General features: G+C 38.6%; 23 protein-coding genes. 15 read left to right on the forward strand and 8 right to left on the reverse strand.

The features are described from left to right. Nucleotides 1–147: 147 nt before the first annotated feature. The 3 genes from IEE83_RS11340 to IEE83_RS11350 all read left to right on the forward strand — a co-directional run bounded on the left by IEE83_RS11340 (nucleotide 148) and on the right by IEE83_RS11350 (nucleotide 5,757). The gene (locus tag IEE83_RS11340) at nucleotides 148–696 is read left to right on the forward strand and encodes an RNA polymerase sigma factor (protein WP_194120689.1); all 549 of its coding nucleotides are present in this window, start codon (nucleotides 148–150) and stop codon (nucleotides 694–696) included. Nucleotides 697–710: 14 nt separating this feature from the next. Then, nucleotides 711–1,046, forward strand: a complete 336-nt coding sequence (locus IEE83_RS11345) for a hypothetical protein (protein ID WP_194120690.1) — start codon at nucleotides 711–713, stop codon at nucleotides 1,044–1,046. Between the two features lie 484 nt (nucleotides 1,047–1,530). Then, entirely contained in the window at nucleotides 1,531–5,757 is a 4,227-nt protein-coding gene (locus IEE83_RS11350) for a PAS domain S-box protein (protein WP_194120691.1), read from the forward strand. Between the two features lie 18 nt (nucleotides 5,758–5,775). Here IEE83_RS11350 and IEE83_RS11355 read toward each other — a convergent pair whose 3' ends face one another. Further along, nucleotides 5,776–6,660 carry an AraC family transcriptional regulator gene (locus IEE83_RS11355; protein WP_194120692.1) on the reverse strand — a complete coding sequence of 295 codons (885 nt, stop codon included), beginning with the start codon at nucleotides 6,658–6,660 and terminating at the stop codon, nucleotides 5,776–5,778. A 277-nt stretch (nucleotides 6,661–6,937) separates the two neighbouring features. Here IEE83_RS11355 and IEE83_RS11360 point away from each other — a divergent pair, with 277 nt between their 5' ends. From IEE83_RS11360 to IEE83_RS11375, 4 genes are all read left to right on the forward strand, one after another. After that, nucleotides 6,938–8,116: a glycoside hydrolase family 130 protein gene (locus tag IEE83_RS11360; protein ID WP_194120693.1), complete on the forward strand. Its 1,179-nt coding sequence runs from the start codon at nucleotides 6,938–6,940 to the stop codon at nucleotides 8,114–8,116. 56 nt (nucleotides 8,117–8,172) lie between these two features. Further along, nucleotides 8,173–9,282, forward strand: a complete 1,110-nt coding sequence (locus IEE83_RS11365; RefSeq protein ID WP_194120694.1) for a glycoside hydrolase family 26 protein — start codon at nucleotides 8,173–8,175, stop codon at nucleotides 9,280–9,282. A gap of 86 nt (nucleotides 9,283–9,368) precedes the next feature. Further along, nucleotides 9,369–10,376, forward strand: coding sequence for a CobW family GTP-binding protein (locus tag IEE83_RS11370; RefSeq protein ID WP_194120695.1), 1,008 nt, complete (start codon nucleotides 9,369–9,371; stop codon nucleotides 10,374–10,376). A gap of 77 nt (nucleotides 10,377–10,453) precedes the next feature. Further along, nucleotides 10,454–12,400: a CocE/NonD family hydrolase gene (locus tag IEE83_RS11375; protein WP_228101773.1), complete on the forward strand. Its 1,947-nt coding sequence runs from the start codon at nucleotides 10,454–10,456 to the stop codon at nucleotides 12,398–12,400. Between the two features lie 80 nt (nucleotides 12,401–12,480). Here the strand turns inward: IEE83_RS11375 and IEE83_RS11380 are convergent, their stop codons facing one another. Beyond that, nucleotides 12,481–12,750: a hypothetical protein gene (locus tag IEE83_RS11380; RefSeq protein ID WP_194120696.1), complete on the reverse strand. Its 270-nt coding sequence runs from the start codon at nucleotides 12,748–12,750 to the stop codon at nucleotides 12,481–12,483. A 279-nt stretch (nucleotides 12,751–13,029) separates the two neighbouring features. Here IEE83_RS11380 and IEE83_RS11385 point away from each other — a divergent pair, with 279 nt between their 5' ends. Beyond that, nucleotides 13,030–13,404: a DUF7674 family protein gene (locus IEE83_RS11385; protein WP_194120697.1), complete on the forward strand. Its 375-nt coding sequence runs from the start codon at nucleotides 13,030–13,032 to the stop codon at nucleotides 13,402–13,404. Here the strand turns inward: IEE83_RS11385 and IEE83_RS11390 are convergent. Then, the gene (locus tag IEE83_RS11390) at nucleotides 13,364–14,164 is read right to left on the reverse strand and encodes a sulfite exporter TauE/SafE family protein (RefSeq protein WP_194120698.1); all 801 of its coding nucleotides are present in this window, start codon (nucleotides 14,162–14,164) and stop codon (nucleotides 13,364–13,366) included. The two genes, IEE83_RS11385 and IEE83_RS11390, sit on opposite strands and share 41 nt — an antisense overlap. Nucleotides 14,165–14,378: 214 nt before the next feature. Between IEE83_RS11390 and IEE83_RS11395 the strand changes: the two genes are divergently transcribed. Continuing rightward, entirely contained in the window at nucleotides 14,379–14,918 is a 540-nt protein-coding gene (locus IEE83_RS11395) for a DUF2911 domain-containing protein (protein WP_194120699.1), read from the forward strand. 70 nt (nucleotides 14,919–14,988) lie between these two features. On the opposite strand, the gene IEE83_RS11400 is transcribed toward IEE83_RS11395, so the two are convergent. Next, nucleotides 14,989–15,222, reverse strand: coding sequence for a hypothetical protein (locus IEE83_RS11400; RefSeq protein ID WP_194120700.1), 234 nt, complete (start codon nucleotides 15,220–15,222; stop codon nucleotides 14,989–14,991). A gap of 247 nt (nucleotides 15,223–15,469) precedes the next feature. Between IEE83_RS11400 and IEE83_RS11405 the strand changes: the two genes are divergently transcribed. Next, nucleotides 15,470–16,699, forward strand: coding sequence for an MFS transporter (locus IEE83_RS11405; RefSeq protein WP_194120701.1), 1,230 nt, complete (start codon nucleotides 15,470–15,472; stop codon nucleotides 16,697–16,699). A gap of 39 nt (nucleotides 16,700–16,738) precedes the next feature. On the opposite strand, the gene IEE83_RS11410 is transcribed toward IEE83_RS11405, so the two are convergent. After that, nucleotides 16,739–17,098: a winged helix-turn-helix transcriptional regulator gene (locus IEE83_RS11410; protein ID WP_194120702.1), complete on the reverse strand. Its 360-nt coding sequence runs from the start codon at nucleotides 17,096–17,098 to the stop codon at nucleotides 16,739–16,741. A gap of 97 nt (nucleotides 17,099–17,195) precedes the next feature. On the opposite strand from IEE83_RS11410, the gene IEE83_RS11415 reads away from it, so the two are divergent. The 5 genes from IEE83_RS11415 to IEE83_RS11435 all read left to right on the forward strand — a co-directional run bounded on the left by IEE83_RS11415 (nucleotide 17,196) and on the right by IEE83_RS11435 (nucleotide 21,970). Further along, on the forward strand, nucleotides 17,196–18,032 hold the full coding sequence (locus IEE83_RS11415; RefSeq protein WP_194120703.1) for an SDR family oxidoreductase: 837 nt from the start codon (nucleotides 17,196–17,198) through the stop codon (nucleotides 18,030–18,032). A 166-nt stretch (nucleotides 18,033–18,198) separates the two neighbouring features. Continuing rightward, nucleotides 18,199–19,074, forward strand: a complete 876-nt coding sequence (locus tag IEE83_RS11420) for a UbiA family prenyltransferase (protein ID WP_194120704.1) — start codon at nucleotides 18,199–18,201, stop codon at nucleotides 19,072–19,074. A 56-nt stretch (nucleotides 19,075–19,130) separates the two neighbouring features. Next, entirely contained in the window at nucleotides 19,131–20,153 is a 1,023-nt protein-coding gene (locus IEE83_RS11425; RefSeq protein WP_229251520.1) for a type III polyketide synthase, read from the forward strand. After that, nucleotides 20,146–20,841, forward strand: a complete 696-nt coding sequence (locus tag IEE83_RS11430; protein ID WP_194120706.1) for a methyltransferase domain-containing protein — start codon at nucleotides 20,146–20,148, stop codon at nucleotides 20,839–20,841. The genes IEE83_RS11425 and IEE83_RS11430 overlap by 8 nt, the downstream gene beginning before the upstream one ends. Continuing rightward, entirely contained in the window at nucleotides 20,825–21,970 is a 1,146-nt protein-coding gene (locus IEE83_RS11435) for an NAD(P)/FAD-dependent oxidoreductase (protein ID WP_194120707.1), read from the forward strand. Before IEE83_RS11430 ends, IEE83_RS11435 begins: the two co-directional genes overlap by 17 nt. Before the next feature lie 5 nt (nucleotides 21,971–21,975). On the opposite strand, the gene IEE83_RS11440 is transcribed toward IEE83_RS11435, so the two are convergent. The 3 genes from IEE83_RS11440 to IEE83_RS11450 all read right to left on the reverse strand — a co-directional run bounded on the left by IEE83_RS11440 (nucleotide 21,976) and on the right by IEE83_RS11450 (nucleotide 23,915). Then, nucleotides 21,976–22,473 carry a sterol desaturase family protein gene (locus tag IEE83_RS11440; protein ID WP_194120708.1) on the reverse strand — a complete coding sequence of 166 codons (498 nt, stop codon included), beginning with the start codon at nucleotides 22,471–22,473 and terminating at the stop codon, nucleotides 21,976–21,978. A 7-nt stretch (nucleotides 22,474–22,480) separates the two neighbouring features. Then, entirely contained in the window at nucleotides 22,481–22,996 is a 516-nt protein-coding gene (idi, locus tag IEE83_RS11445) for an isopentenyl-diphosphate Delta-isomerase (RefSeq protein WP_194120709.1), read from the reverse strand. 82 nt (nucleotides 22,997–23,078) lie between these two features. Continuing rightward, on the reverse strand, nucleotides 23,079–23,915 hold the full coding sequence (locus IEE83_RS11450; RefSeq protein ID WP_194120710.1) for a phytoene/squalene synthase family protein: 837 nt from the start codon (nucleotides 23,913–23,915) through the stop codon (nucleotides 23,079–23,081).

Genomic DNA, 23,915 nt, shown 5'->3' on the forward strand with positions numbered 1-23,915 from the left:
ATCAGATTATTAGCCTATTCGTATAACGTTCAGCGTGGAAGCTTTGAAAAATATTCCGGATGTTTGACAGAATATTTTCAAAAAATTTAAAGTAATCTTAAAAGTTGTGCGTCTTCCATAAAAAATGAGGAAATGTTAAGCCAGGGAATGACTACAGATACCGGAAATGCTATTGCCAGTACGATCAAAGAATACGGGAAACGTCTCTTTGGTTTTATTCGCAATAAGGTGCGGTCTGAGCAGGATGCTGAGGACATTTTGCAGGACGTCTGGTATCAGCTGAGTAATGTCATCAATATAGAAGAAATTGATCAGATGAGCGGCTGGCTGCACCAGGTTGCGCGCAACAAAATAATTGACAAATACAGAAAAAAAACACCTGAATTACTGGATGACTTCACTTATGAAAATGAGGAAGATAATTTCAGTATAAGCGACATACTGCTGGCAGATAATTACACGCCGGAAACCGAATACATTCGTGAAGTTTTCTGGAAGGAATTGTTTATTGCTTTGGAAGAATTGCCGGAAAATCAGCGTCAGGTTTTTGTTTGGAATGAATTGGAGGATGTTACTTTGCAGGACATTGCCACGAAAACAAATGAAAATCTGAAAACAATTATTTCCAGAAAAGGATATGCAGTGAAACATTTGCGAAAGCGGATGAAAACCGTGTATGACGAATTTTTTAATTAAAGAAACTTATTAATATGAATATGGAACCAAAGGATTTTAGAAGAAACAAAGCCAAATTTTTTCTATTCGTTCCGCTTATACTTGCGTTGGTTAGTACTATTGTTATGATGTTATGGAACAACATTTTACCTGAGTTGCTGGGTGTAAAACACATTACATTCTGGCAGTCGGCAGGTTTATTGGTTTTATGTAAAATACTTTTTGGCGGTTTTGGTTTTGCAAAGAACCAGGGAGGACCGGGAGCGCAGTTCAGGGAAAAATGGATGATGCACAGGATGAGCGGCGAAGACAGGCAGAAAGTGAGAGAGGAATGGTTAAAGCGCTGTCGTCAGTGGAAAAAAGAGGACTGAGGTATTGTCAATAATCTTTCTGAATTTTTCGTGGTCAATAGTGAAAGTGTTGTTATGTTAATTGATCGAAACCAATATTAAACTGTGGAATTAGTGAGGAGTTAAAATAGAGAAGGGAAGAATTAAAGTTACTGGAATAGTATTTATATAGAAAAAGCAATCCTTTTAAAAGGATTGCTTTTTTTGGTTTCAATTATTCCCGTAAGTTGTAAAATAGTAATAGAATAAATTTGATAATTTGATTCGAACATATAATCATAACCGGAATAAATATTACTACTTTTTGTTTATATTATATCGAAATTTGTCTAATAGTTTAATATTGGCAACAAATCAGAATAAGGGACTGGCAGGCTTAATTTTATTTGTTGATTGAGAGAAATATTCTTCAAAATATAAGTTTAGAAACCTGACAGTGTCGAAAGAGAAAGAGCCACGTAATAGATAAAATGTATTAGTAAGGTAAACCCAAACGATGGACTTTTTGAAAAAAGAACTTTATTCTTTAATTGGCAATAGTGAAGAAATATTTGATTTTATCCAGAACCTTGCACTGGATGGTTTTTGGTATTACGAAGTTGGACATCCTGGTAATCAGTGGATAAATCCGAAGTTATGGAATGGATTAGGTTACACTGCGGAAGAATTGTCTCCATTCAATAGTGGTGTCTCAGGCATCGCTTTTCAGAAGGATTTAGAAAATTGTCATAACAATGCTTTAATTCATTTTCAGACTTCCGGAACCGTTTTTTCTCAAACGGTTAGATTCATTGAAAAAAGTCAGCAAACCATCCGGATGTCATGCCATGTCAAATGCATACGTGATGAAGATGGAAAACCATTCCGGTTTTTATGTGGTTTGGTTAGAAACCAAATTGAGAATACCAGCGAAGAGTCAAGATTCTATGAGTCTGTTTTAAATAGTCAATCAATATACATTACCCGAATAAACTGGGAAGGCAACTACACTTATGTAAATGATTATTTCTGCCAGGCTTTTGGTTATGAAAAAGAGGACATAGTTGGGCAAAGTTCATTGATGACAATCGTGCCGGAAGATCATGCAAAATGTTTCGAAATTGGACTAAAATGTTTAGACAACCCTGGTGTACCTTTCAAAATTGTACTGCATAAACAGGACAAAACACGGAATATCAAAGCAAGCGAATGGGAGTTTACCGGAATAAGAAATGAAGATGGAAATTTTAGTGAGATACTTTGTGTCGGTTTTGATGTAACCGGTAAAGTCAAGATAGAAAGAGATTATTCCGCGTTGGTTTCAAACATGACTGACGTCCTTTTCATTATCAATCCACAAGGTGTATTTACCTATGTATCACCAAGCTGGACGAAAATTTATGGCTATGAAGTTAGTGAGACGATAGGCCGTATTTTTACCGAATTTGTTCATCCTGACGATGTTGAACGTTGTTTTCAGGCGCTTTCAGCAACCTATGAATCAGGAATTTCGCTGCCGTCCGTCGAGCATCGCGTCAGACATAAAGACGGTTCCTGGTTTTGGAGCAGCACAAGGGCGAGTATCGATCCTGCAAACGGAGAAATGGTTTTGACCAGCCATGATATTACCAAAAGAAAACTTGATGAAGAAAAGTTAAGAGAACTGGCTTTGGTAGCGGCGAATACTACCGACATGATTATTACGACCGATGCTGATGGTATCATCACCTGGACCAATGAAGCTTTTCAAAAACGGTCAGAATATTCATTGGAAGAGATTGTTGGGAAAAAGCCATCAGAATTGGTACAAGGTCCGGAAACAAGTGCTGAAACCAGGAAAAGACTTCGCAAAGGGCTGGAAGATAAAGTTTCCATGAGCGAAGTTATTCTGAATTATTCCAGGTCAGGGGAAAAATACTGGATAGATCTCAATATAAATCCGATTATTGATGAGCATGGAAAATGCACCCATTTTGTGGCCGTGATGCGTGATATTTCAGTTTCCAAACAAGCGAATGAGGAACTCAGGCGGACCAAAGAATTGCTCGAACAAACCAGCGAAGTGGCCAGGATTGGTGGCTGGGAGTTTTATATTGAACAAAAGATCCTTACCTGGTCTGATCTGATAAAGGAAATTCATGAAGTATCTCCGGACTTCGTGCCGGACATTGAAAATGTATTACAATTTTATAATGATGCAGACAAGAAAAAACTTGAAATTGCTTTTACAAAGTGTATAAATTCTGGTGTTCCGATAAGTGAAGAAATTCTCTTGACCACAGTTTCAGGCAAAGAAATCTGGATCAGATTGGTTGGGAAGGCTGAATATCAGGATGGAGCCTGTACACGGATTTTTGGAACTTTTCAGGATATTGATGAGCTGAAAAAGGCCGAGGAGTTAAGTCATAAAAACTCTGAAATGCTGAGGAAATTATCGGAGCAAGTGCCCGGAACATTGTATCAGTTCCAGATTTTTGATGATGGCAGAATTAAATTTCCATATATCTCCAAAGATCTTTCCAGTCTTCTGACGTTTCCTCCCAACGGGAAATTTATTGAAGTCCAGGCACTGACCGCTGTTGTTCATCCGGATGACCGGGATAAATTTATCAATTCAATAAAGCTGTCAAAAGAAACCCTTCAAAATTGGGATCTGGATTACAGGATAATAAGCCCGACATTAGGGGAGCGTTGGCTGCGTGGGGAATCTATTCCTGAAAGGCAGGAGGATAGTGTTTTATGGCATGGCTACTTGCAGGATATCACATCAAGAAAACAGGAAGAACAGGAAATTTTACAGTCGGAAATAAAATACAGGACTTTATATAATTCTACCAGCGACGCCGTGATGCTGCTCAATGGAGATGGATTTTTTGATTGCAATACCTCTGCGTTAGAGATGTATGAAATTGATTCATTTGAGGAGTTCTACGCTTTGAGCCCGATGGATCTGTCATATCCGTATCAGTCTGACGGCAGGGATTCAGCGAAAACTATTCTTGAATATTGTGTAGTGGCTTTGCAAAATGGAAGCTGCCGTTTTGAATGGGAACAAAAACGCATGAAATCGGGCGAGACATTTACGGTAGAAATTTTACTAAATGCCATCGACTTAAATGGTTCTCAAATTCTTCAATCTGTGGTTCGTGATATTACCGAACGCAAGTTTGCAGAGCAGGAAATACGCCTTGCACGGCAACAGGCGGAAGCGGCCAGTAAATCAAAATCAGAGTTTCTTACCAACATGAGCCATGAGATCAGGACGCCGTTGAATGGTGTTATTGGTTTTACAGATTTGCTTATGAAAACGGATCTGGATTCGACGCAGCATCAGTATCTTTCCATGGTTTTTCAGTCGGCAAATTCTTTGCTCGATATCATTAACGACATTCTTGATTTTTCAAAAATAGAGGCTGGAAAGCTGGAACTGGCCACTGAAAAAATAGACTTGCTGGAAATCTGTGGACAGGTAACCGACATGATCACATACCAGGCGCATCAGAACAACCTGGAAGTTTTGTTGAATATTGCTTCCAATGTGCCAAGATATATTTGTGTAGATCCGGTACGACTGCGGCAAATTCTGATCAATTTACTGGGAAATGCCGTCAAGTTTACAGAAAAAGGTGAGATTGAACTTAAAGTTGATGTATTAACAGAAACCGGAGACGATACGACTTTCAGGTTTTCGGTGAGAGATACCGGCATTGGAATAAATTCTAAGAACCTGCAAAAGATTTTCGAGGCATTTGCACAGGAAGACGCATCCACTACAAAAAGATTTGGCGGTACCGGTTTAGGATTGCCGATCTCAAATAAACTTTTGGCGCTCATGAATAGTGAGTTGCAGCTCGAAAGCGTTCCGGGCAAAGGAAGTACCTTCTATTTTGACGTGACGTTCAAGTCGTTCCAAAGTCCGGTTTCGGATTGGTCTGACATAGAATCAGTTCGTAAAGTTCTGATTGCAGAAAACAATACTGTCAATGGTATTATCCTTAAAAACATGCTGTTAAACCGGCAGATTGAATCGGAGATTGTTCAAACGGGCCGTGAAGTAATTGAAAAACTTTCAGCAGGAAATCATTATGATGTGATTTTGATGGACTACCATTTGCCCGATCTTGACGGAATTTCGGTGAGTCGCAGGATAAGAGAAACCTTTGGGCAATCAGGAACTGAGCAGGTAATTCTTCTCATGAACAGGTCTTCTGATGATAAGGACATAAGCATTTTATCGGAGGAATTAAATCTTGTTCAGCTGAACAAACCTGTTAAAATTGAAAGACTTTTTAACGTATTACTAAAACTGGATGGACGCGATGTGGAGCCATCGGAACATGACACCAACACAAAGGAATTGGAAGATAATCAGGTAAAGCCCGAAAAAATAACCATTCTCATAGCAGAGGACAACAAAATCAACATGATTTTAGTCAAAACGTTTTTGAATAAAATTTTGGCAAATGCCCGGTTGGTTGAAGCTGCTAACGGCAAAGAAGCAGTAAAACTATTCGAATCTGAAAAACCGGATCTTGTGCTGATGGATGTGCAGATGCCAGAGATGAACGGATACGAAGCAGCAACGGAAATTCGAAAACTGGAAAAAGGAAAAAGAATTCCAATACTTGCCTTAACCGCCGGAACTTTGAAAGGCGAAAAAGAGCGGTGCGTGGATGCAGGTATGGACGATTATCTCACGAAGCCAATTTTGAAAGAAACGCTTCAGGCTGTTCTGGCTCAATGGTTAAGCTAGGTTTCAGGACATTCGTAGTTATACGAATGTCCTGGTTCCTGCATAGTTTTCCCGGAATTCTTTTGGCGTACAACCGTTTTTGTTTTTAAAAATCCGGTTGAAATAAGACAAATTATTAAACCCGCATTTGTAAGCAATCTCTGAAATTGTATTCGTGGTATCGATCAGCGAGCGGGAAGTATGTCCCAGTCTGATCTCGTTTAAACTCTCAATAAATGTTTTTCCCGTTCTTTTTTTTATAAATCTGCTGAAAGAAACTTCCGTCATTCCGGCCAGTTTTGCCACGCCTTCCAGCGTGATTTCTTTGTCGTAGTTATCACGCATGTAGGCGAAAACTTTTTCAATTCTACGGCTGTTGAAGTTAATATTTTCATCTGTGAAAGTGCTGTTAGACAGTACCTTCATATTTCTGGAAACGGATAAATCATGCAAAATCGACATCAGTTCCAACATAGAATCAAAGCCGCTTTTCTGGGTTAGAGCCATCAGGCGCGGCATTATTCTTTCGATCGTTTCTTTCGAAAAAGAAATTCCTCTAACCGATTTGTCCAAAAGCGATCTAATAAAAAACAGCTGATTTCTCCTTAACAATTTATCATCAAACAAATCACGGTGAAATTGCAGGGTAATCTCTTCAACTTCAGGCATTCCTTCTTCCCATTTGTATTGATTTGTAAACCAGCCATGCGGAAGATTATTTCCTACCAACACCAACTCCGCATCATCAATGGTTTCTGTATGGTCCCCCACAATTCGCTTTACTCCCTTTCCACCCAGGATTAGGTTTAACTCAAATTCGTCGTGGTTATGAAGCGGAAAATCGAACGACTTCTTTTTTCTGGTAAAAATGGTAAAGCAATCGTATTGCGTTAATGGAGTTATCTCGCGGTAAACTTCAATCATTTCAGTTCATTTTGGTGTCTTGCAGAATCAAATATATATATTAAAAGTGATTATTTGTACCATATCAATTGGTTTTAATTTTATTTTAATAGGAATAAAATTTAGTCGCTTTATATAATTCTGGATGCCTTGATCATTATATCTATTTTTATTTTACCATTAATACTTAAAATAGCCATGTTGGAAAGTTTTTATTTATGAAGTGATTGATAAAATAGTACTATGTTTAAGATTGGAATTGTATATAATTTTATGGACTTATTTATGAAATAAACTTATGTCAGTTTTTACCACCCGTCTAAAACAATTACAGGAAGAACACCGGCAATTACTTGATCTTAAAAATCAGATCATATGGCCGGGAAATGGCATTTATGATCGTTACACACATCCGGTTTTGACGGCCAGACATGCACCTATCTTCTGGGAATACGATTTAAATCCGGATACCAATCCGTTTTTGATGAAACGTTTTGAGATCAATGCAGCTTTCAATGCCGGTGCGATCAAACATGACGGAAAATATCTGATTGTAGCCAGAGTGGAAGGCGCCGACAGAAAATCATTTTTCGCCGTTGCCGAAAGCCCAAATGGTATTGATCATTTCAAATTCTGGGACCATCCGGTGGTAATGCCTGAAACGGATGAACCGGATGGAAATATTTATGATATACGTCTGACAAAACATGAAGACGGATTTATCTACGGACTTTTTTGTACAGAACGTAAAGATCCGAACGCAAAACCGGGTGATGAATCTTCCGCAATCGCACAATGCGGAATTGCAAGAACGTCCGATCTGAAAACCTGGGTTCGTCTGGCTGATCTGGTAACGCCTTCGCCACAGCAAAGAAATGTCGTTCTGCATCCGGAATTTGTTGATGGAAAATATGCCTTTTATACCCGTCCGCAGGATGGATTTATTGAAGCAGGTTCGGGCGGTGGAATTGGGTTTGGTTTATCAGAAACAATCGATAATGCGGTTGTTGAAAAAGAATATATTGTTGACCAAAAACAATATCACACCGTTTACGAAGTAAAAAACGGACAGGGACCCGCGCCTATTAAAACCGAAAAAGGATGGCTGCATCTGGCTCATGGTGTCAGAAATACCGCCGCAGGTTTACGTTATGTACTTTATATGTTCATGACCGATTTGCATGATCCGACCAAAGTGATTTACAAACCAGGTGGATATTTTATCGCTCCCGAAGGTGAAGAAAGAATTGGTGATGTATCCAATGTAACTTTTTCCAACGGCTGGATTCTGGATGACGACGGAACGGTTTTCATTTATTATGCATCTTCCGATACGCGTTTGCATGTTGCCACTTCTTCACTTGAAAAATTGCTTGATTATGTAATTAATACAACGGCGGACGGATTCAGTTCCGCCGCTTCTTTGGAAACACTTATGACCATTATTGACAAAAATCTTGACCTTATTCGTAAATGACAAAATGCTGCCAACCTTTTCATTATAGATTTTAGTTCTTTTTATCTTAATATTTTATGTTAAAACCCCTACTTATTGCCGGATTTACTTTATTGGTAAGTCACTCAGGATTTTCACAAATTGACAGCAAAGCCACCAAAGAAACCAAAGCATTATATCGCAATCTTGGTGAATTATCAAAAAAGTACATTTTGTTCGGCCATCAGGCTGCCACAGAATATGGTCACGGCTGGTCTGGTGATGAAAACCGCTCGGATGTGAAATCGGTTACGGGTTCTCATCCCGCTATTGTTGGTGCTGATTTCAGCGGATTATCAGGACATCCAAAAGATCAGATTGAGAAAAATGCGGCATCGCTGCGAAAAAATGTCGTGGACACATACAACAGGGGAGGCGTCACAACAATGGCCTGGCATTTTAACAATCCTGCTTCCGAAGGTGGTTTTTACTGGAAAGATTCGGTATCGGCAAAGGCGATAGCCCTGATTAAACCTGGCGGATCTCATCATGAAAAGTATAAAGAAATTTTAAAAACCATTGCAGATTTTGCTCATTCGGTTAAGGGGAAAGACGGAACATTGGCACCCATGATTTTTCGTCCTTATCATGAACTGGATGGCGATTGGTTTTGGTGGGGCAAGGGGCATTGTTCACGTGAGGATTTAATCGAAGTATGGCAATTTACTGTTTCTTACCTGCGGGACGAGCTTGGCGTTCATAATTTTATTTATGCTTTTTCACCAGACTGTAAGTTCACGACCGAGCAGGAATATTTGGAAAGATATCCCGGCGATAAATGGGTGGATATGGTAGGTTTTGACGATTATGCAGATTTTGGCCGTGATGGAAAATACAATCTCAAAGCAGGTATTCAAAAGCTTAAAATTGTTTCAGGCTATGCAAAAAAAGCAAATAAGCTTGCTGCTTTCACAGAGTCCGGTCTTGAATCAATTCCTGACAAAAACTGGTGGACAGAATCACTTTTAAAGTCACTGAAAGCGGAAAAAGTTAATCTTGCCTACATTTTGGTATGGCGGAATGACTCTAAAAGTCCAACCCACTTTTACGCACCTTTCCCCGGGCAGGTGAGCGCTCCGGATTTCATGACTTTTTACAATGATCCGTATACTTTATTTGAAAAGGACCTGAAAAACATATACCATTAGAGGAAACCACGAATTTCTGTTTCTTATCAAAATATCAATCAAAAACTTTATATTTGCAACATAGATGCAGGTGTAAAGTTTTTTCAATGATGGAAAGTCAAGCAACAATAAATGTATATCTGATCACCGGTTTTTTGGGAGCGGGTAAAACCACCTTACTTAATAACCTGCTGAAAAGTCTGGGAGGAAGCAGAAATGTGGTCATTGAAAATGAATTTGGCAAAGCCTCAATCGACGGATCGTTGATCGCCAAACAATATAGCCAGTTGTATGAAATAAATAACGGTTGCATTTGCTGCTCACTGGATGAAGAATTATATGATGTTCTGAACATGCTGGCTTTCAGCGAAGAACGTCCGGAGAATCTTTTTATTGAAACAACGGGTATTGCAGATGCAGGAACGGTAGCAGAAATTTTCAAGCGCGAAGACGTCGGCAAGGTTTTTAAACTGAAAAAAGTAATTTGTGTTACAGATGCAGAAGCTGTTGAAGATTATCTTAACGAAACCGAAGAGACAATCCGTCAGATTGTCGTTTCTGATTTGATCATCATCAATAAAACCAATTTTGTCTCAGCGGATTATCTTGTAAAACTGGAAAATCTTATGCTGTCTCTAAATCCTTTTGCCGAAATTTTTCTATCGGTGGATGGGCAAATTCCACTGGAAATTCTGGAAAACAAAAGAGCTGAGGATTTTGATATCAGGGAAAAACCGGAGGCAATTTTTACCCATACAATTGGTCATAAAATAAAGACAGTCACCTTTAAAACGGAAAACGAGTTTTACAAAGATTACCTGATCCATACTTTGAATGTTTCCCTGATGTTACATTACAAGCAGATCTATCGTATCAAAGGATTTGTGAAGCTGGAAGGAAGTAATGAAAAAATTCTGGTACAATCTACCGGGAAAAGGCTTACTCTGGAAAGCCGCGGTAACTGGAATGAAAGCGAAGTGCCGGTTTCAGAACTGGTATTTATTGGTCTTGGTCTGGAGCTGTCCTCGATTCAAAGAATTCTGCGTCCGGCTATCAAAAAAATAGCTGTGGAGAAACTGAAATCCATGAAGCTGTCAATTTTAAAAGGTAATTGAGTAAAAAAACATCGTTCGTTTTTTCTAAACAGCGATAATTGCTAAATTGGCTTATCTCTACTCAAAGCCCGTTAATTTTGAAAACTTCTACCTTCTCATCAGATCAGCCCGGCTATGACCAGGCAAAAAATTACAATGTTGTAAAGTTTGTTTTTCTGTTATTTTTTCTTCTTTCAATAACCCCGGTGCTGCATGCGCAAAAGGGAAAAATAAATGAGGATTCGATTTATATCAGGGAACATTATTCCAAGATAGAACGAATGATTCCGATGCGTGACGGGATCAAATTGTTTACTTCTATCTACATTCCAAAAGATATTTCTGCTAGTCAAAAATATCCGATTTTGCTGAACCGGACGCCTTACAACAGCGCGCCTTACGGAGAAACTCTATTTAAAACTTCACTTGGTCCTTCCATGAGTTTTGCAAAAGAAGGGTATATTATTGTATATCAGGATGTTCGTGGTAAGTATATGTCCGAAGGAGATTTTGAAGCATATCGCCCCTTTATAGCAAACAAAAAAAGCCCAAAAGACATAGACGAAAGCTCGGATACTTTTGATACCATTGACTGGCTTCTTAAAAATATTCCTGATAATAATGGTCGTGTGGGTTCCTGGGGCATATCCGCGCCAGGCTATTATGCAACGATGACAGCAGTTGACGCACATCCTGCCTTAAAAGTGGCATCTCCGCAAGCGCCCGTTACGGACTGGTACATGGGCGACGACCGGCATCATAACGGAGCGTTTTTTCTGATGGGCACCTTTTCGTTTATTTCATCTTACGGGGCTCCGCGTCCGGTTCCAACCACAAAAGGAACACCACCTTTTTCTGCCTACGGAACTCCTGATTCATATGAATTTTACAAAAAACTGGGACCGCTGAAAAACGTAAATGAGAAAATTTTCAAAAACGAAAACCGTATCTGGAACCAGTTGATGGAACATGAAACTTATGATGAGTTCTGGCAGGCGCGTACTCCGGTTCCATATCTGAAAAATGTAAAACCAGCCATGCTGGTAGTTGGCGGATGGTTTGATCAGGAAGATTTATACGGTCCGTTAAAAACATATGGCGGCATTGAAAGCAATAAACCAAAATCCCCGAATTTGCTCGTTATGGGCCCGTGGATTCATGGAGGCTGGGCGAGGGGAACAGGGGAATCGTTGGGAAATATTCGTTTTGGGTCTAAAACAAGCTCCTTTTACCAGACTTCCATTGAACTTCCATTTTTCAATCATTACCTGAAAGACAAACAGGATCCTTCCTTACCAAAGGCATATATCTTTGAAACGGGTTCTAATGAGTGGAAAAAATACGACCAGTGGCCGCCAAAAAATACGGTTGAAAAGAAATTGTTTCTGCATCCTAATGGAAAACTCTCATTTGATGCTCCAACTACAAAAACAGCGGCTTTTGATGAATACGTTAGTGATCCTTCAAAACCGGTTCCTTATACTTCGGAAATAAGAATTATTCGTGGCAGTGATTATATGTATGAAGATCAGCGTTTTGCAGCAACCAGGCCGGATGTTCTTGTTTACGAATCTGATGTTTTGAAAGAGGATGTTACAATTTCCGGTAATGTTTTTGCCAACCTTTTTGTATCGACAACAGGTACAGATGCCGATTTCATTGTAAAACTGATTGACGTTTATCCTGGTGATGCACCAAATAATAGCCCGGTTAATCCCAATATGAAAATGGGTGGTTTCCAGTTATTGATCAGGGGTGAAGTGATGCGTGCCAAATTCAGAAACAGCTTTTCAAAACCCGAAGCAATGGTTCCGAACAAGATTGAGCATGTTAAATTTGATATGCAGGATGCCGCTCATAGCTTCAAAAAAGGCCATAAAATCATGATTCAGGTACAGAGTTCGTGGTTTCCTCTGGTTGATCGTAATCCTCAGAAATTTGTCAATATTTACAAGGCATCAGAAGCTGATTTTCAATCTGCAAAACATCGGATCTATACATCAGGCACTAACGCGTCGTATGTTGGTGTCCGCGTGATGGAATAAAATTTAACCCTTTAAAAAAAACATCCGCAAGAGAATGTCTCTCTTGCGGATGTTTTCTTTTTTTTATAACCTGAAATTTTCTATTCGTTTCTCAACTTATTGAGCCTGTCTATCAGGTGAATAAGTTCATTTTCTGCGCTGCTAAGTTCCTTTAATTCACCGGTATCTATTACGTTTCCAGCCGGATCGTAAACGTTTTTAAAATCTTCGCTTACGTCAGGATTTTCATTATTTTCCGAGGAATATTCAGTCGTCAGATCTATGTCAGTTTTATCAAACTCGATCTGTTGTCTCTTTGCCATTATTTTTTCTTGCAGCTCTCTAATTTCCCGCTCTTTTTGGTCTAGCATAGTTTTAAAATTTAATCTTTTCAAATATTGAGCAAAAACCAGACCAGCATTTCTGGTCGAGATTTTAACGTATTAATCGCTAAAAATCATTAAATTGTAACCGGTGTTAACAATTAGTTAATTTCATTTTGATAATTAACTATCATATTGATAGACGTTTATTTCCTTGAAATATTTATTATTTAATTTAAATACTTGATTATTAAGGTATTATAATTTAAAAAATCCTTAGGCAATACAATTGCAATTACTCAATATTATGATTTAAATTTCTATATTATGATAACGCAATTTCAGGTTATTGGCTTATTGAAAGAAGAATTACCGAAACTTACCGAACGGGAAAATTTTCAGGAAATTCCAAGAGCTTTTTCATCGATTCATGCCGCGATTTATTCCTTGTCGGATTTTACAAGAATCAATCTTGAACTGAAACATTTCCAAACTGCCAGAAAATGTTTTGCATTGGCCGAAAAAATTTATCTTGAAGGAGATATTATGGTACAGCTTCTGATTGAAAAAGTATTTATTGATTCGCTGGTTCTGGCGAAAAAAGTGAAGAAGAAAAATCATCTGGCAAGCCTGATTCCACCTGCACTTCAAAAAGTTTATCTCAAACACCTTGATCCCCAAATACCTCCCAGCCATATTTGAGAATCATAATACCAACTACGACCAGAAATATAATCCTGACAAAATCATTTCCTTTTCTGAGTGCGAGTTTGCTGCCAATAATGTTTCCGGTTATGTTCATCGCGGCCATGATCAGCGCGAGTTCGAGCATATAATTTCCCTGTCTGATAAAGACAATCAAAGCTGAAATATTGGTTACACAATTCACTATTTTGGCATAAGCCGATGCCTGAACAAATTCAAAGCCCAGGACAACTACGAAAGCAAGAACAAAGAAACTTCCGGTACCGGGACCGAAAAAGCCATCATAAAATCCAATAAGCAAGCCTATAATTGCTCCATAAATAATTTGCTGACGATAAGGAAGATCTTTTGTTTTGACTGATCCCAAATCTTTCTTGAAAAAAGTATAAACAGCAATGGCAATCAGAATGAAAAGTATGAGCGGTTTCAGTACATCTACATTGATCAAACTAACAATTCTTGCGCCGGTAAATGACGAAAGAAAACAGCTAAAAGATATGACAGAGAGAAGTTTAAAGTCAAAAGTTATTCTCTTGGCATAATGAAAAGCAGCAACAGAGGTCCCGGCCAGTGCCGCGATTTTGTTGGTGCCAAAAAGTGTAGCGACAGGAGCATTTGGAAAACTGATTAACAAGGCAGGAATCTGTATTAATCCGCCGCCACCAACAACGGAATCTATAAAACCGGCAATAAAAGCAAGAGAACCCAGCGCAAGCAAAGTCCAGGAATTGTAATCTGAAAACAGGTTTGAAAACATTCAGGTAGCGATAATGAGGCGTATTTATGCTAAGCTAGCAAGCAGAGTTTGAATAAAAAAGGATAAGTATTTCATTCAAAATATTATTCTTCCATTATAATTCAGAATGTAGCTTTAACATGATTAAATTTTGTTTATTTTAGTCGAAATATAGTCTGGAAACCATTCAGACTGAAATTGTTGAAAGTTTTATCTAACAAAAATGAAGGACAAAATGAAACAAGGATTCATCACAAAAGGAATTGTTCTGACATTGACGGCTATGCTTATGTCGTCACTTGTTTGGGCGCAGCAGGATAAAGCGAGCCGGCCAAGTCCGCCTCAAACGGCTACCGGAAAAGTTGGCGGAGCAACGGTAACGATCAACTATTCAAGCCCTTCTGTTAAAGGACGAAAAATATTCGGAGATCTTGTTCCTTACGACAAAGTGTGGAGAGCGGGTGCAAATGAAGCAACAATTTTTGAAACTGATAAAGCAATTAAAGTAGAAGGTAAATCTTTGCCAGCTGGAAAGTATAGTTTGTATGCCTTGCCTGGTGAAAAGGAATGGACATTTTACTTCAATTCAGAAGTGGGTCAATGGGGAATAAAACGCACGGGTGAAACGACAAAAGATGCTTCAAAGGATGTTTTGAGCGTGAAAGCAAAACCTGCGAAAAGCGCGTCATTAACTGAAAAACTGGCTTATGAAGTTACTCCGAAAGGATTTGTTCTTCGCTGGGAAAATATAGAAATACCTGTTTCTATAAAATAGTTTAAAAAAAACAAAAGACGGGAATCTGGCACTGTGCAGATTCCCGTCTTTTTTGCTCTTAATCGGCTTGTCAAACCAGAATAACTTTATCTGGCTCAGGATAGCTGTGAATTGATTCCAAAGGATATTCCAGCGCGATTCGTTTCCCGGTTTCTTCGGCTTCTTCTAAAAGTTGGAAAATTTTCTCTTCTCCTTCAATTTTCAGTGCCTGATACAACAGGTTTCCGTATTGAAATTCTTCGGAACCGAAACCATTGATCTGAGCAACAGACTGATAATGATCAAATAATTGTTTTCCTTTCATGGCTACTATTTATTGGAGTGTTTCTTTTGCCTGAACAACAGATGCATGCAATAAAACAAAGGTTGCATGGCTTGGATGCCAATCATCATTTATTTTTACAAACGGCAAAATAGGTTGAAGAAAACGTTGGATTGACATTAATTATCAGCTTGTTGTAATATTGTTTTGCAGTACGGAACGCTGCCGTTTTCATAAATGTTTAAGTATGTACCCGTTTGGTGGTTTCCGGTTTCAGCTTTCTTAGTCTATGGTTCAAAAAATTATACAAAATTATAAAGTTTCATTTAGCGGACTGAGCCGGGAAACCTGGCTGTTGAGTTTCGTAATACTGATTAATCGCTGCGGATACATGGCTGTGCCATTTATGAGCATGTACATTACCCAAAGCATGCACCGGAGTATAGCGGATGCGGGTTTAATTATCACTCTTTTTGGTGTAGGTTCTGTGCTGGGTGCACTGGCAGGTGGTTATTTTACCGACAAAATCGGTTTTCGTCCGGTGCAGGTGATCAGCCTGGTTCTTAGTGGCGCTATGTTCGCGGTCTTTGGCCATATTGAAGATTTTAACGTGCTCTGTGGGGTGACCGTTATATTGAGTTTTTTTGTAGAGGGTTTCAAGCCGGCGAATAATACTGCCGTTGCTTCTTATTCATCACCGGAAAATCTGACAAGATCTTACGCATTAAACCGGCTTGCAACGAATGTCGGATTTGGTTTTGGAACGTCAGTCGGTGGTTTGCTTGCAGCCATTGATTATCATTTATTGTTTTGGGTTGATGGCGTTGTTTATACTCTTGCCGGAATTCTTATTCTGGTTTTGCTGCCAAAAGGTGTGAAAGTCAAGGAAAAAAGTACAGAGGAAAAAGAAGCCTTAATTGGCCAATCCCCTTGGCAGGACATATTTTTTGTTCGTTTTATCATACTCGTAACGATTTACATGATTGCGTTTGTGCTAATTTTCCGCCTTGTTCCGGTTTACTGGAAAGAGCAATGGAATATAGGAGAATCTACAATCGGGATTTTGTTAGGGATGAATGGCGTTATTATCGCCCTTTTCGAAATGGTTCTGATCCAAAATCTGGGCAGCCGGAAAACGGATGCATTTTATATTATTTCAGGTATCTTGTTAACGGCCATAGCATTCCTGTTTCTGGTTGTCCCGGGTGTGGCCCCCGTTATAATTGCGGCTGCCGCAGTGTTGTTTTTCACATTGGGCGAAATGCTGACCTTGCCTTATATCAGCACCATGATTATGAGCAGGGCCACAGAACTGAATCGCGGGAAATATTCGGCTGCATACTCCATGTCATGGGCTGTGGCGCAAATTATCGGTCCGGCCGGCGGTGGTTATATTGCTGCCCATTGGGGCTACAATAGTTTGTGGTTGGTATTGGTTCTGATGAGCTTTGGCTGTGCGCTTGGCTTTAAAATACTTTTTCGGAAACAAAATGATATGAGAGTTTTTGATCAGGTATAGTCTTAACCAAAATCATTGCGACGTAATATCTTTTTTTACTTACGATTCCATAACCACCTTTTTATGTTCTTTCCCCCAGGCTATCATCGATAAAATGATCGGAGCAAATGTTTTACAATAATCGGTAGATTCATATTCAATCAGAACAGGGGAGTCAGGATATACTGTTCTGGTGATCAGTTTATTCATTTCCATTTCTTTCAATTCCCTTGACAACATTCGTGTAGTAATACCCGGAATACTTCGTTCTATTTCCCTGAAACGTTTATTTCCATTACAAATAGAATTGATGATCGGCAGTTTCCATTTACCTCCGATCACATAAATAGTGTCCTGTAAAGCCTTCACTTCCTCAGACTGACTTCTTTTATTTACATTGATAATTTCTGTCGTTTCCATATTTTTACTGGTATACTCTGTGATACTGGTTACAAAGTTACACCAATTCACTTTTATATTTGCATCGTTAATTAAATATTTTAATGATTAGGAAGAAATGGAAAATTTAAAAAATAACAAAACGGTTTTCATCACAGGAACAAGCAGTGGACTGGGAAAATTAACAGCCAAATATTTTGCCGAACAAGGATGGAATGTAGCAGCGACGATGCGCACACCTGAAAAGGAAACGGAACTTACGAATGTTGAGAATATTAAAATATTCAAGTTGGATGTTACCAATTTGGAGCAGGTTAAAAGCGCTGTTGAGCAGGCTATTACAATTTTTGGTAAAATCGATGTTGTAGTAAACAACGCTGGAATGGGAACCTATGGTGCTTTGGAACTGGCTAAGGAGGAAGATATTGACTGGCAATTTGCGGTTAATACAAGAGGACCGATTAACATTATCCGTGCTTTTCTTCCACATTTCAGATCGAATAATGGCGGGATGTTTATCAATATCAGTTCTTTTATGGGAGTGACTACTGCCGTGCCTATTGGTTCGCTTTACAACATGTCCAAGTTTGCACTGGAAGGTTTGACAGAAGGTTTGTATTATGAACTGAAACCATTTAATATTCATTTGCGCCTGATTGAGCAGGGCGGTTCAAAAGATAATAATTTTAACGACAGTGTTATCTGGCATCAGGATCCGGAAATTAATGCATACGAAGCAATTACTAACACTGTTAAAAATCTTTTCGACACGGCAGACGATCGTTTGAAAGATAATCCTATGGTCATCACAAAAGCAATTTATAGCCTGGCAACGGGCGAAAGCAACAAATTCAGAACGGTGATCGGCGAAATGGGAAACAATTTAGTGTCCATGCGAAATTCGGTTCCGATAGAAGAATATCTTGAAACGATTGCCTCCAACTTTGGAATATGATCCATTTATCAGAATGTCGGCAGGTTGTACGGCATTCTGATTTTCCTTCCAGTTTAGATTACAGGTTTTCCTTAATGTGGTAATCTTTCCAATTAGTTTTATCAAAAAAGCAACCGGGCACGTAATTTGTACGTATATTGATTTATATTGAAGAGTAAATCACCCCATGCAAATTGATAGGAATACTATTAAACTTCTGAGAATTCCATTCTCGTTTTTTTTGATGCCTTTGTTTTTGTTTGCATTTAGTCAGGCAAAAAACATTGCTTGGTTTCAGGCTTCACTTTCCTTTTTTATCATTCATTTTTTGGTATATCCGGCCAGTAATGGTTACAATAGTTACATAGATCGTGACGAAGACAGTATTGGCGGCATTGAAAAACCGCCAATGCCAACGGAAAGTCTTTTTTATGTTACGGTTTTTCTGGACGCGCTGGCAGTTTCATTGGCCTATTTTTTTGTAGCTCAATTCTTTGCATTCTGTTTGGTCCTTTACATCGCCGCCTCACGCGCATACAGTTCAAAGCAAATCCGGTTGAAGAAATATGCAGTTATTGGTTTTCTGGTCGTTACGATTTTCCAGGGGGCTTTTACCTACTACATGTCGATGGCCGGAATAACCGGCAATCCTTTACCTCTCAATCGTGATACGGTCTTTATTCTTTTGGGATGCTCATTTCAAATCGCCGGCGCTTATCCGCTAACGCAGATATATCAGCACAAACAGGATCTGCGGGATGGTATTGTCACTTTGAGTTATAAACTTGGGTATAGGGGGACATTTATTTTCACGGCACTGATGTTTGTCTTGTGTAATCTTTTTTACTATTTATATTTTCAGAGCAGGGATTCTGGAATGATTTTTTTTATAATCCAACTGTTCTTTGTACCAATCGTTCTTTATTTTTTTTACTGGTTTTATCTGGTCTCTAAAAATACGGAAAATGCAAATTTTACAAATACAATGCGCATGAACTGGATTGCGGCGCTTTGTATGAACAGTTGTTTTTTTGTACTCATTATTATCAAATTTTTCCTTTGAGTTATATCACCGCTATTGGGACCGCCGTTCCTGAAAATTGTTTTTCACAAGAAATATTGAGTTCATTTTATATGAATTCAACGAATGATGACACTTTTAAGCGTAAAATCAAAATCGTTGCAGGGAAAACCGGGATCAGCCAGCGGTACTCCGTATTACAAGATTTTGACGAAAGCACTTCCGATTTTGAATTGTTTCCGAAAACTTCTTCCGTTGAACCAGGACTTAATGAAAGAATGATGTTATATAAAAAATATGCAACATCACTTTCGCTTGCAGCAATTGAAAAAATTGACCATGTAACCTTTCTCAAACCAGACATTACCCATATCATTACAGTTACCTGCACAGGTTTGTTTGCGCCTGGGCTTGATATTGAACTTATCAGGGAACTTAACCTGAATCCGGAAACCCAGCGCAGCAGCGTTAATTTCATGGGATGTAATGCAGCGATCATCGCTTTAAAAAATGCAGACGCCATATGCAGAAGTCAACCGGATGCCACTGTTTTAATTGTTTGCACAGAATTGTGTACAATTCATTTCCAGAAAAGATTTAACGACGATTACATCCTTTCAAATTTGATTTTTGGAGACGGAGCTGCTGCTGTTATCATGACTTCTCAGCCTAAACAAAACAGTTTTGGTAAACGAGTTCAGGTTAATAAATTCAATTCCATGATCCTTCACAACGGATACAGAGACATGGCCTGGCAATTATCCGAAACCGGATTTATCATGAATCTCACCTCTTATGTGCCTGGGTTAATAAAGGAAAATATTCTACCGATGTTAGATAAAATTGGCCTAATACCCTCTGATATTGAGCATTGGGCAATTCATCCCGGCGGAAAGAAAATTGTTGATGATTTTGCAGCTGCTTTGAGCCTTGATAAATCTTTACTTGCAGAAACTTATAAAGTGCTTAAAGATTACGGGAATATGTCTTCGCCGACAGTTTTATTTGTTTTGAAACAGGTATTGGAAAAAGCTGAAAAGGCAACGGCTGGTGAAAAGCTTTTCGCGGCTGCCTTTGGGCCAGGATTAAGTATTGAAACCATGCAGCTGCAATATGTTTAAGTTCAGAAGTACCGAAAAGGAACTGCTGGACCAGGAAGAAATTCCGGAAGATGATTTATTTCAAAATCTAAGGGAACTTGACTTCGTTAATCACTGGCTTGGTGGCTATAATATTTCCTTTTCAGCTTTAAAAACGATTGTAAAACCGGGCCATCGTTATTCATTTGTTGATATCGGTTGTGGTGGAGGAGACACGTTAAAGCACATAAAAAAATGGAGAACGAAACAGGGGTATTCTATTGATTTACATGGTGTTGATTTAAAACCGGTTTGCATCAAATACGCAGAAAGTAATCCTGAAAATACCGGAATCAGGTTCCTTTGTGATGATTATAAAAACATTTACAAGCACATTGAAAAAATAGATATTATTCACGCCTGCCTGTTTTGTCATCATCTTACCGAAAGCGAGCTCTTGGAATTAATAGGTTTTGCAGTTGAAAATAAATCAATTCTCATCATCAACGACCTCGAAAGAAATCCATTGGCTTATTATTCGATAAAATTGTTAACCTCTTTGTTTTCAAAATCTTACCTTGTAAAAAATGATGCCCCACTTTCTGTTTTACGAGGTTTCAAAAGGAAAGAATGGATTTCGATTTTGGAACAGTCGCGGGCAAGTCATTATTCTGTAAAAAATAAATGGGCTTTTCGGCATCAGATCATAATGGATGGAACCAGAGAATAAAACATACGATTGTGCCATTATCGGTGGAGGTTTAGCCGGATTATGTTTGGCAATACAACTTGCAGATCAAGGCATTAAGGTTGTTTTGTTCGAGCGAAATGAATATCCGTTTCACAAAGTTTGCGGCGAATACATTTCTATGGAAAGCTGGGATTTTCTGATGAGGCTTGGTTTACCACTTGATACTTACGACTTGCCCATCATTGATTCGTTGGGAATCAGTTCAGAAAAAGGATTTATGTTAAATCAAACCCTGGAAATGGGCGGATTTGGTATAAGCAGATACAGTCTGGATAATTATCTTTATCAACTTGCGATTGACAAAAAAGTTACAATTCTTCAAAGTTGTAAAGTTACCGCTGTCAATCAGATCAGCACTGAATTTCAGGAAATTGACACGAATCAGGGAAAATTCCGGGCTACAATTATTTGCGGCAGTTATGGGAAATATACACCTTCTTTTATCCAAAAAAATGATAATTATTTAATCCGGGAAGATAAAAGTGGTACAAATTATATTGGTGTAAAGTATCATATCAAGAGTGATCTTGCCAGCAACCGAATTGAGCTTCATAACTTTAAAGATGGCTATTGCGGTATTTCAAAGGTAGACCAGGATTGGCATTGTCTGTGTTATCTTACTACTGCTAAGAATCTTCAAAACAACAATAAGGATATAAAAAAGATGGAGGAGCATGTTCTTTTCAAGAATCCTTTTTTAAAAAATTACTTTACAAAATCGGAATTTATTCATTCTAATCCGTTGGTAATCAGCAATATTCAGTTCAATAAAAAACAAACTGACGTTGTAAATATCTTCCTTCTGGGTGACGCGGCGGGATCTATCACTCCGCTTTGTGGAAATGGCATGAGTATGGGTATGAGAGCTTCGAAATTATTGGCAGTAGAGTTGATCAAATATTTTGAAAATAAATCTTCACTGGAAGAAGTAACATCAGCCTACAAAAAGTCATGGAATGAAGCGTTAAATACCAGAATCCGTGCGGGATATTATTTGCAAAACCTGTTTGGTAAGAAAAATACAACGCATCTGGCGCTGAAATTTTTGAGTAAAACGCCAGGTTTAATGCGCGGAATTATCAGCTTAACACATGGTGAAAAGTTTTAATAATCTTATACAGAGCGTGGTACCTTATTTTGCTTAGCCATTGATTGTTTTGCCTCCTTAAAGTACTTGAACGAGACCCAAAGCATACCAAAACATTCTCCTTCTTCTTTTCCCAAATGTTTGTGATGCACTTTATGCGCTTTGCGTATTGCTTTCAGATAAAAGGAATCAGTATTTCTGAAAATCTTGAAACGTTGGTGAATGAAAATGTCGTGCACCAAAAAATACGCCATGCCATATAAAGTGATTCCGGTACCGATCCAGAATAGCATGCTGAAATTTTGTTCAAGTCCGAAATAAAGACACAATATCCCTGGGGTGGCGAAAATGAGAAAAAAGTAGTCGTTTTTTTCAAAAAAATCCTTGTCGTCTCTTTGATGATGGTCGTGGTGAAGAAACCAGAAAAGACCATGCATAAGGTATTTGTGAGCCAGCCAGGCCACACATTCCATCACTATAAAAGTTACAATGACGGTCAGGATATTTGCAATAACAGGATTCATATGTTGATTAAATTCTTATTCTGTCCAAAACTTCATCGAGGCAGATTTTAAACCATTCAGTATATTTTGCAGGATTTTCCCGCATATCTATGCGAAGGTTTTCTTCCGAAATGTATTGATAACTTAAAACTTCATCAGGATTAATTACAGGAGTTTTATCCGTAATTCCCCAGAAAACATGGTCAAGTTCATGCTCAGTCAACCCATTATCCAGACCAGCCTCATACTTGAATGAATACAAAAAATTCAACGAAGCATCAATGCCCATCTCCTCTTTCAGGCGTCTTGTAGCGGCATGTGAGGTAGTTTCATCCGGGAAAGGATGGCTGCAACAGGTATTTGACCACAATCCTTCCGAGTGATATTTTCCGTAAGCGCGCTGCTGTAAAAGCAAATCTCCGTTTGTATTGAAAATAAAAATTGAAAACGCACGATGTAAAACACCTTTCTGGTGTGCTTCCAGTTTTGGCATCAAACCAATTTCGACATCATTTTCATTTACAAGGACAACGTGATCATTCATGAGTTAACAGATTTAGGTTTTAGAACAAGAAGCAAATTTTTAAAATGCTACTTATACTACTACTTTATCTAACAAATTATTGTCATAAAAGATCAAATTCATGCCTAAATAATGACTGAAACATTAATCCGATTTTATCATAATCAGGAATTCTGATCCGGGCTGTCATTACTTTTTCAGGCGGTAATTCCTTGATCCTCAGAAATAATTTTTTGTAATAAAAATAAGCAAGGTAAACTCCTCTTCTGGCTCCGGCGGGCAACTGTTTTATACCAATGAGCGCCTCTTCAAAATCAGCTTCTATTTCTTTTTGTATGCTAAGTTTGTCGCTATGAGAAAAGTGCTGAAAATTGACATCCGGGAAGTAATTCCTGCCTAATAATTGATAGTCCGCCATCAGATCTCTAAGAAAATTTACTTTCTGGAACGCCGCTCCAAGTTTCATTGCATAGGGTTTCAGTTCATCGTAGACGACAAGGTTGCCTTGTGTGAAAACCCGCAAACACATGAGTCCCACAACTTCTGCCGAGCCCATAACGTATTGATTGTAAGAGTCTTCGGTATGTTCTTTTTGATAAAGATCCATTTCCATACTTCTTAAGAAAGTATCGATCAGTGCCCATTCAATCTTGTATGTATGAACGACATGCTGAAAGCTGTTAAGGATCGGGTTGATGCTGATTTTCAGGGAAATAGCTTCCATCGTGTCCTTTCTGATTTTCCGCATCAGAAATTCCTTGTCATATTCATGAAAGCTGTCAACAATTTCATCGGCCAGCCTTACAAAACCATAAATTCCGTAAATCGGCTCATGGTATTTTTTATCAAGAAACTGAATTCCCAATGAAAATGAAGTGCTATATAATTGTGTCGTTGTCTTGCTGCAAGAGGCAGACAGATTATCAAAAATCGCTTTCAT

Origin of the sequence: Dyadobacter subterraneus, assembly GCF_015221875.1 — a bacterium.
GTDB lineage: Bacteria > Bacteroidota > Bacteroidia > Cytophagales > Spirosomataceae > Dyadobacter > Dyadobacter subterraneus.

Excerpts from the sequence above, each read along its gene's own strand:
- IEE83_RS11340 (WP_194120689.1), top strand. The coding sequence starts at position 148 with ATGACTACAGATACCGGAAATGCTATTGCCAGTACGATCAAAGAATAC.
- IEE83_RS11345 (WP_194120690.1), top strand. The coding sequence starts at position 711 with ATGAATATGGAACCAAAGGATTTTAGAAGAAACAAAGCCAAATTTTTT.
- IEE83_RS11355 (WP_194120692.1), bottom strand. The coding sequence starts at position 6,660 with ATGATTGAAGTTTACCGCGAGATAACTCCATTAACGCAATACGATTGC.
- IEE83_RS11360 (WP_194120693.1), top strand. The coding sequence starts at position 6,938 with ATGTCAGTTTTTACCACCCGTCTAAAACAATTACAGGAAGAACACCGG.
- IEE83_RS11365 (WP_194120694.1), top strand. The coding sequence starts at position 8,173 with ATGTTAAAACCCCTACTTATTGCCGGATTTACTTTATTGGTAAGTCAC.
- IEE83_RS11370 (WP_194120695.1), top strand. The coding sequence starts at position 9,369 with ATGATGGAAAGTCAAGCAACAATAAATGTATATCTGATCACCGGTTTT.
- IEE83_RS11380 (WP_194120696.1), bottom strand. The coding sequence starts at position 12,750 with ATGCTAGACCAAAAAGAGCGGGAAATTAGAGAGCTGCAAGAAAAAATA.
- IEE83_RS11385 (WP_194120697.1), top strand. The coding sequence starts at position 13,030 with ATGATAACGCAATTTCAGGTTATTGGCTTATTGAAAGAAGAATTACCG.
- IEE83_RS11390 (WP_194120698.1), bottom strand. The coding sequence starts at position 14,164 with ATGTTTTCAAACCTGTTTTCAGATTACAATTCCTGGACTTTGCTTGCG.
- IEE83_RS11395 (WP_194120699.1), top strand. The coding sequence starts at position 14,379 with ATGAAACAAGGATTCATCACAAAAGGAATTGTTCTGACATTGACGGCT.
- IEE83_RS11400 (WP_194120700.1), bottom strand. The coding sequence starts at position 15,222 with ATGAAAGGAAAACAATTATTTGATCATTATCAGTCTGTTGCTCAGATC.
- IEE83_RS11405 (WP_194120701.1), top strand. The coding sequence starts at position 15,470 with ATGGTTCAAAAAATTATACAAAATTATAAAGTTTCATTTAGCGGACTG.
- IEE83_RS11410 (WP_194120702.1), bottom strand. The coding sequence starts at position 17,098 with ATGGAAACGACAGAAATTATCAATGTAAATAAAAGAAGTCAGTCTGAG.
- IEE83_RS11415 (WP_194120703.1), top strand. The coding sequence starts at position 17,196 with ATGGAAAATTTAAAAAATAACAAAACGGTTTTCATCACAGGAACAAGC.
- IEE83_RS11420 (WP_194120704.1), top strand. The coding sequence starts at position 18,199 with ATGCAAATTGATAGGAATACTATTAAACTTCTGAGAATTCCATTCTCG.
- IEE83_RS11430 (WP_194120706.1), top strand. The coding sequence starts at position 20,146 with ATGTTTAAGTTCAGAAGTACCGAAAAGGAACTGCTGGACCAGGAAGAA.
- IEE83_RS11435 (WP_194120707.1), top strand. The coding sequence starts at position 20,825 with ATGGAACCAGAGAATAAAACATACGATTGTGCCATTATCGGTGGAGGT.
- IEE83_RS11440 (WP_194120708.1), bottom strand. The coding sequence starts at position 22,473 with ATGAATCCTGTTATTGCAAATATCCTGACCGTCATTGTAACTTTTATA.
- idi (WP_194120709.1), bottom strand. The coding sequence starts at position 22,996 with ATGAATGATCACGTTGTCCTTGTAAATGAAAATGATGTCGAAATTGGT.
- IEE83_RS11450 (WP_194120710.1), bottom strand. The coding sequence starts at position 23,915 with ATGAAAGCGATTTTTGATAATCTGTCTGCCTCTTGCAGCAAGACAACG.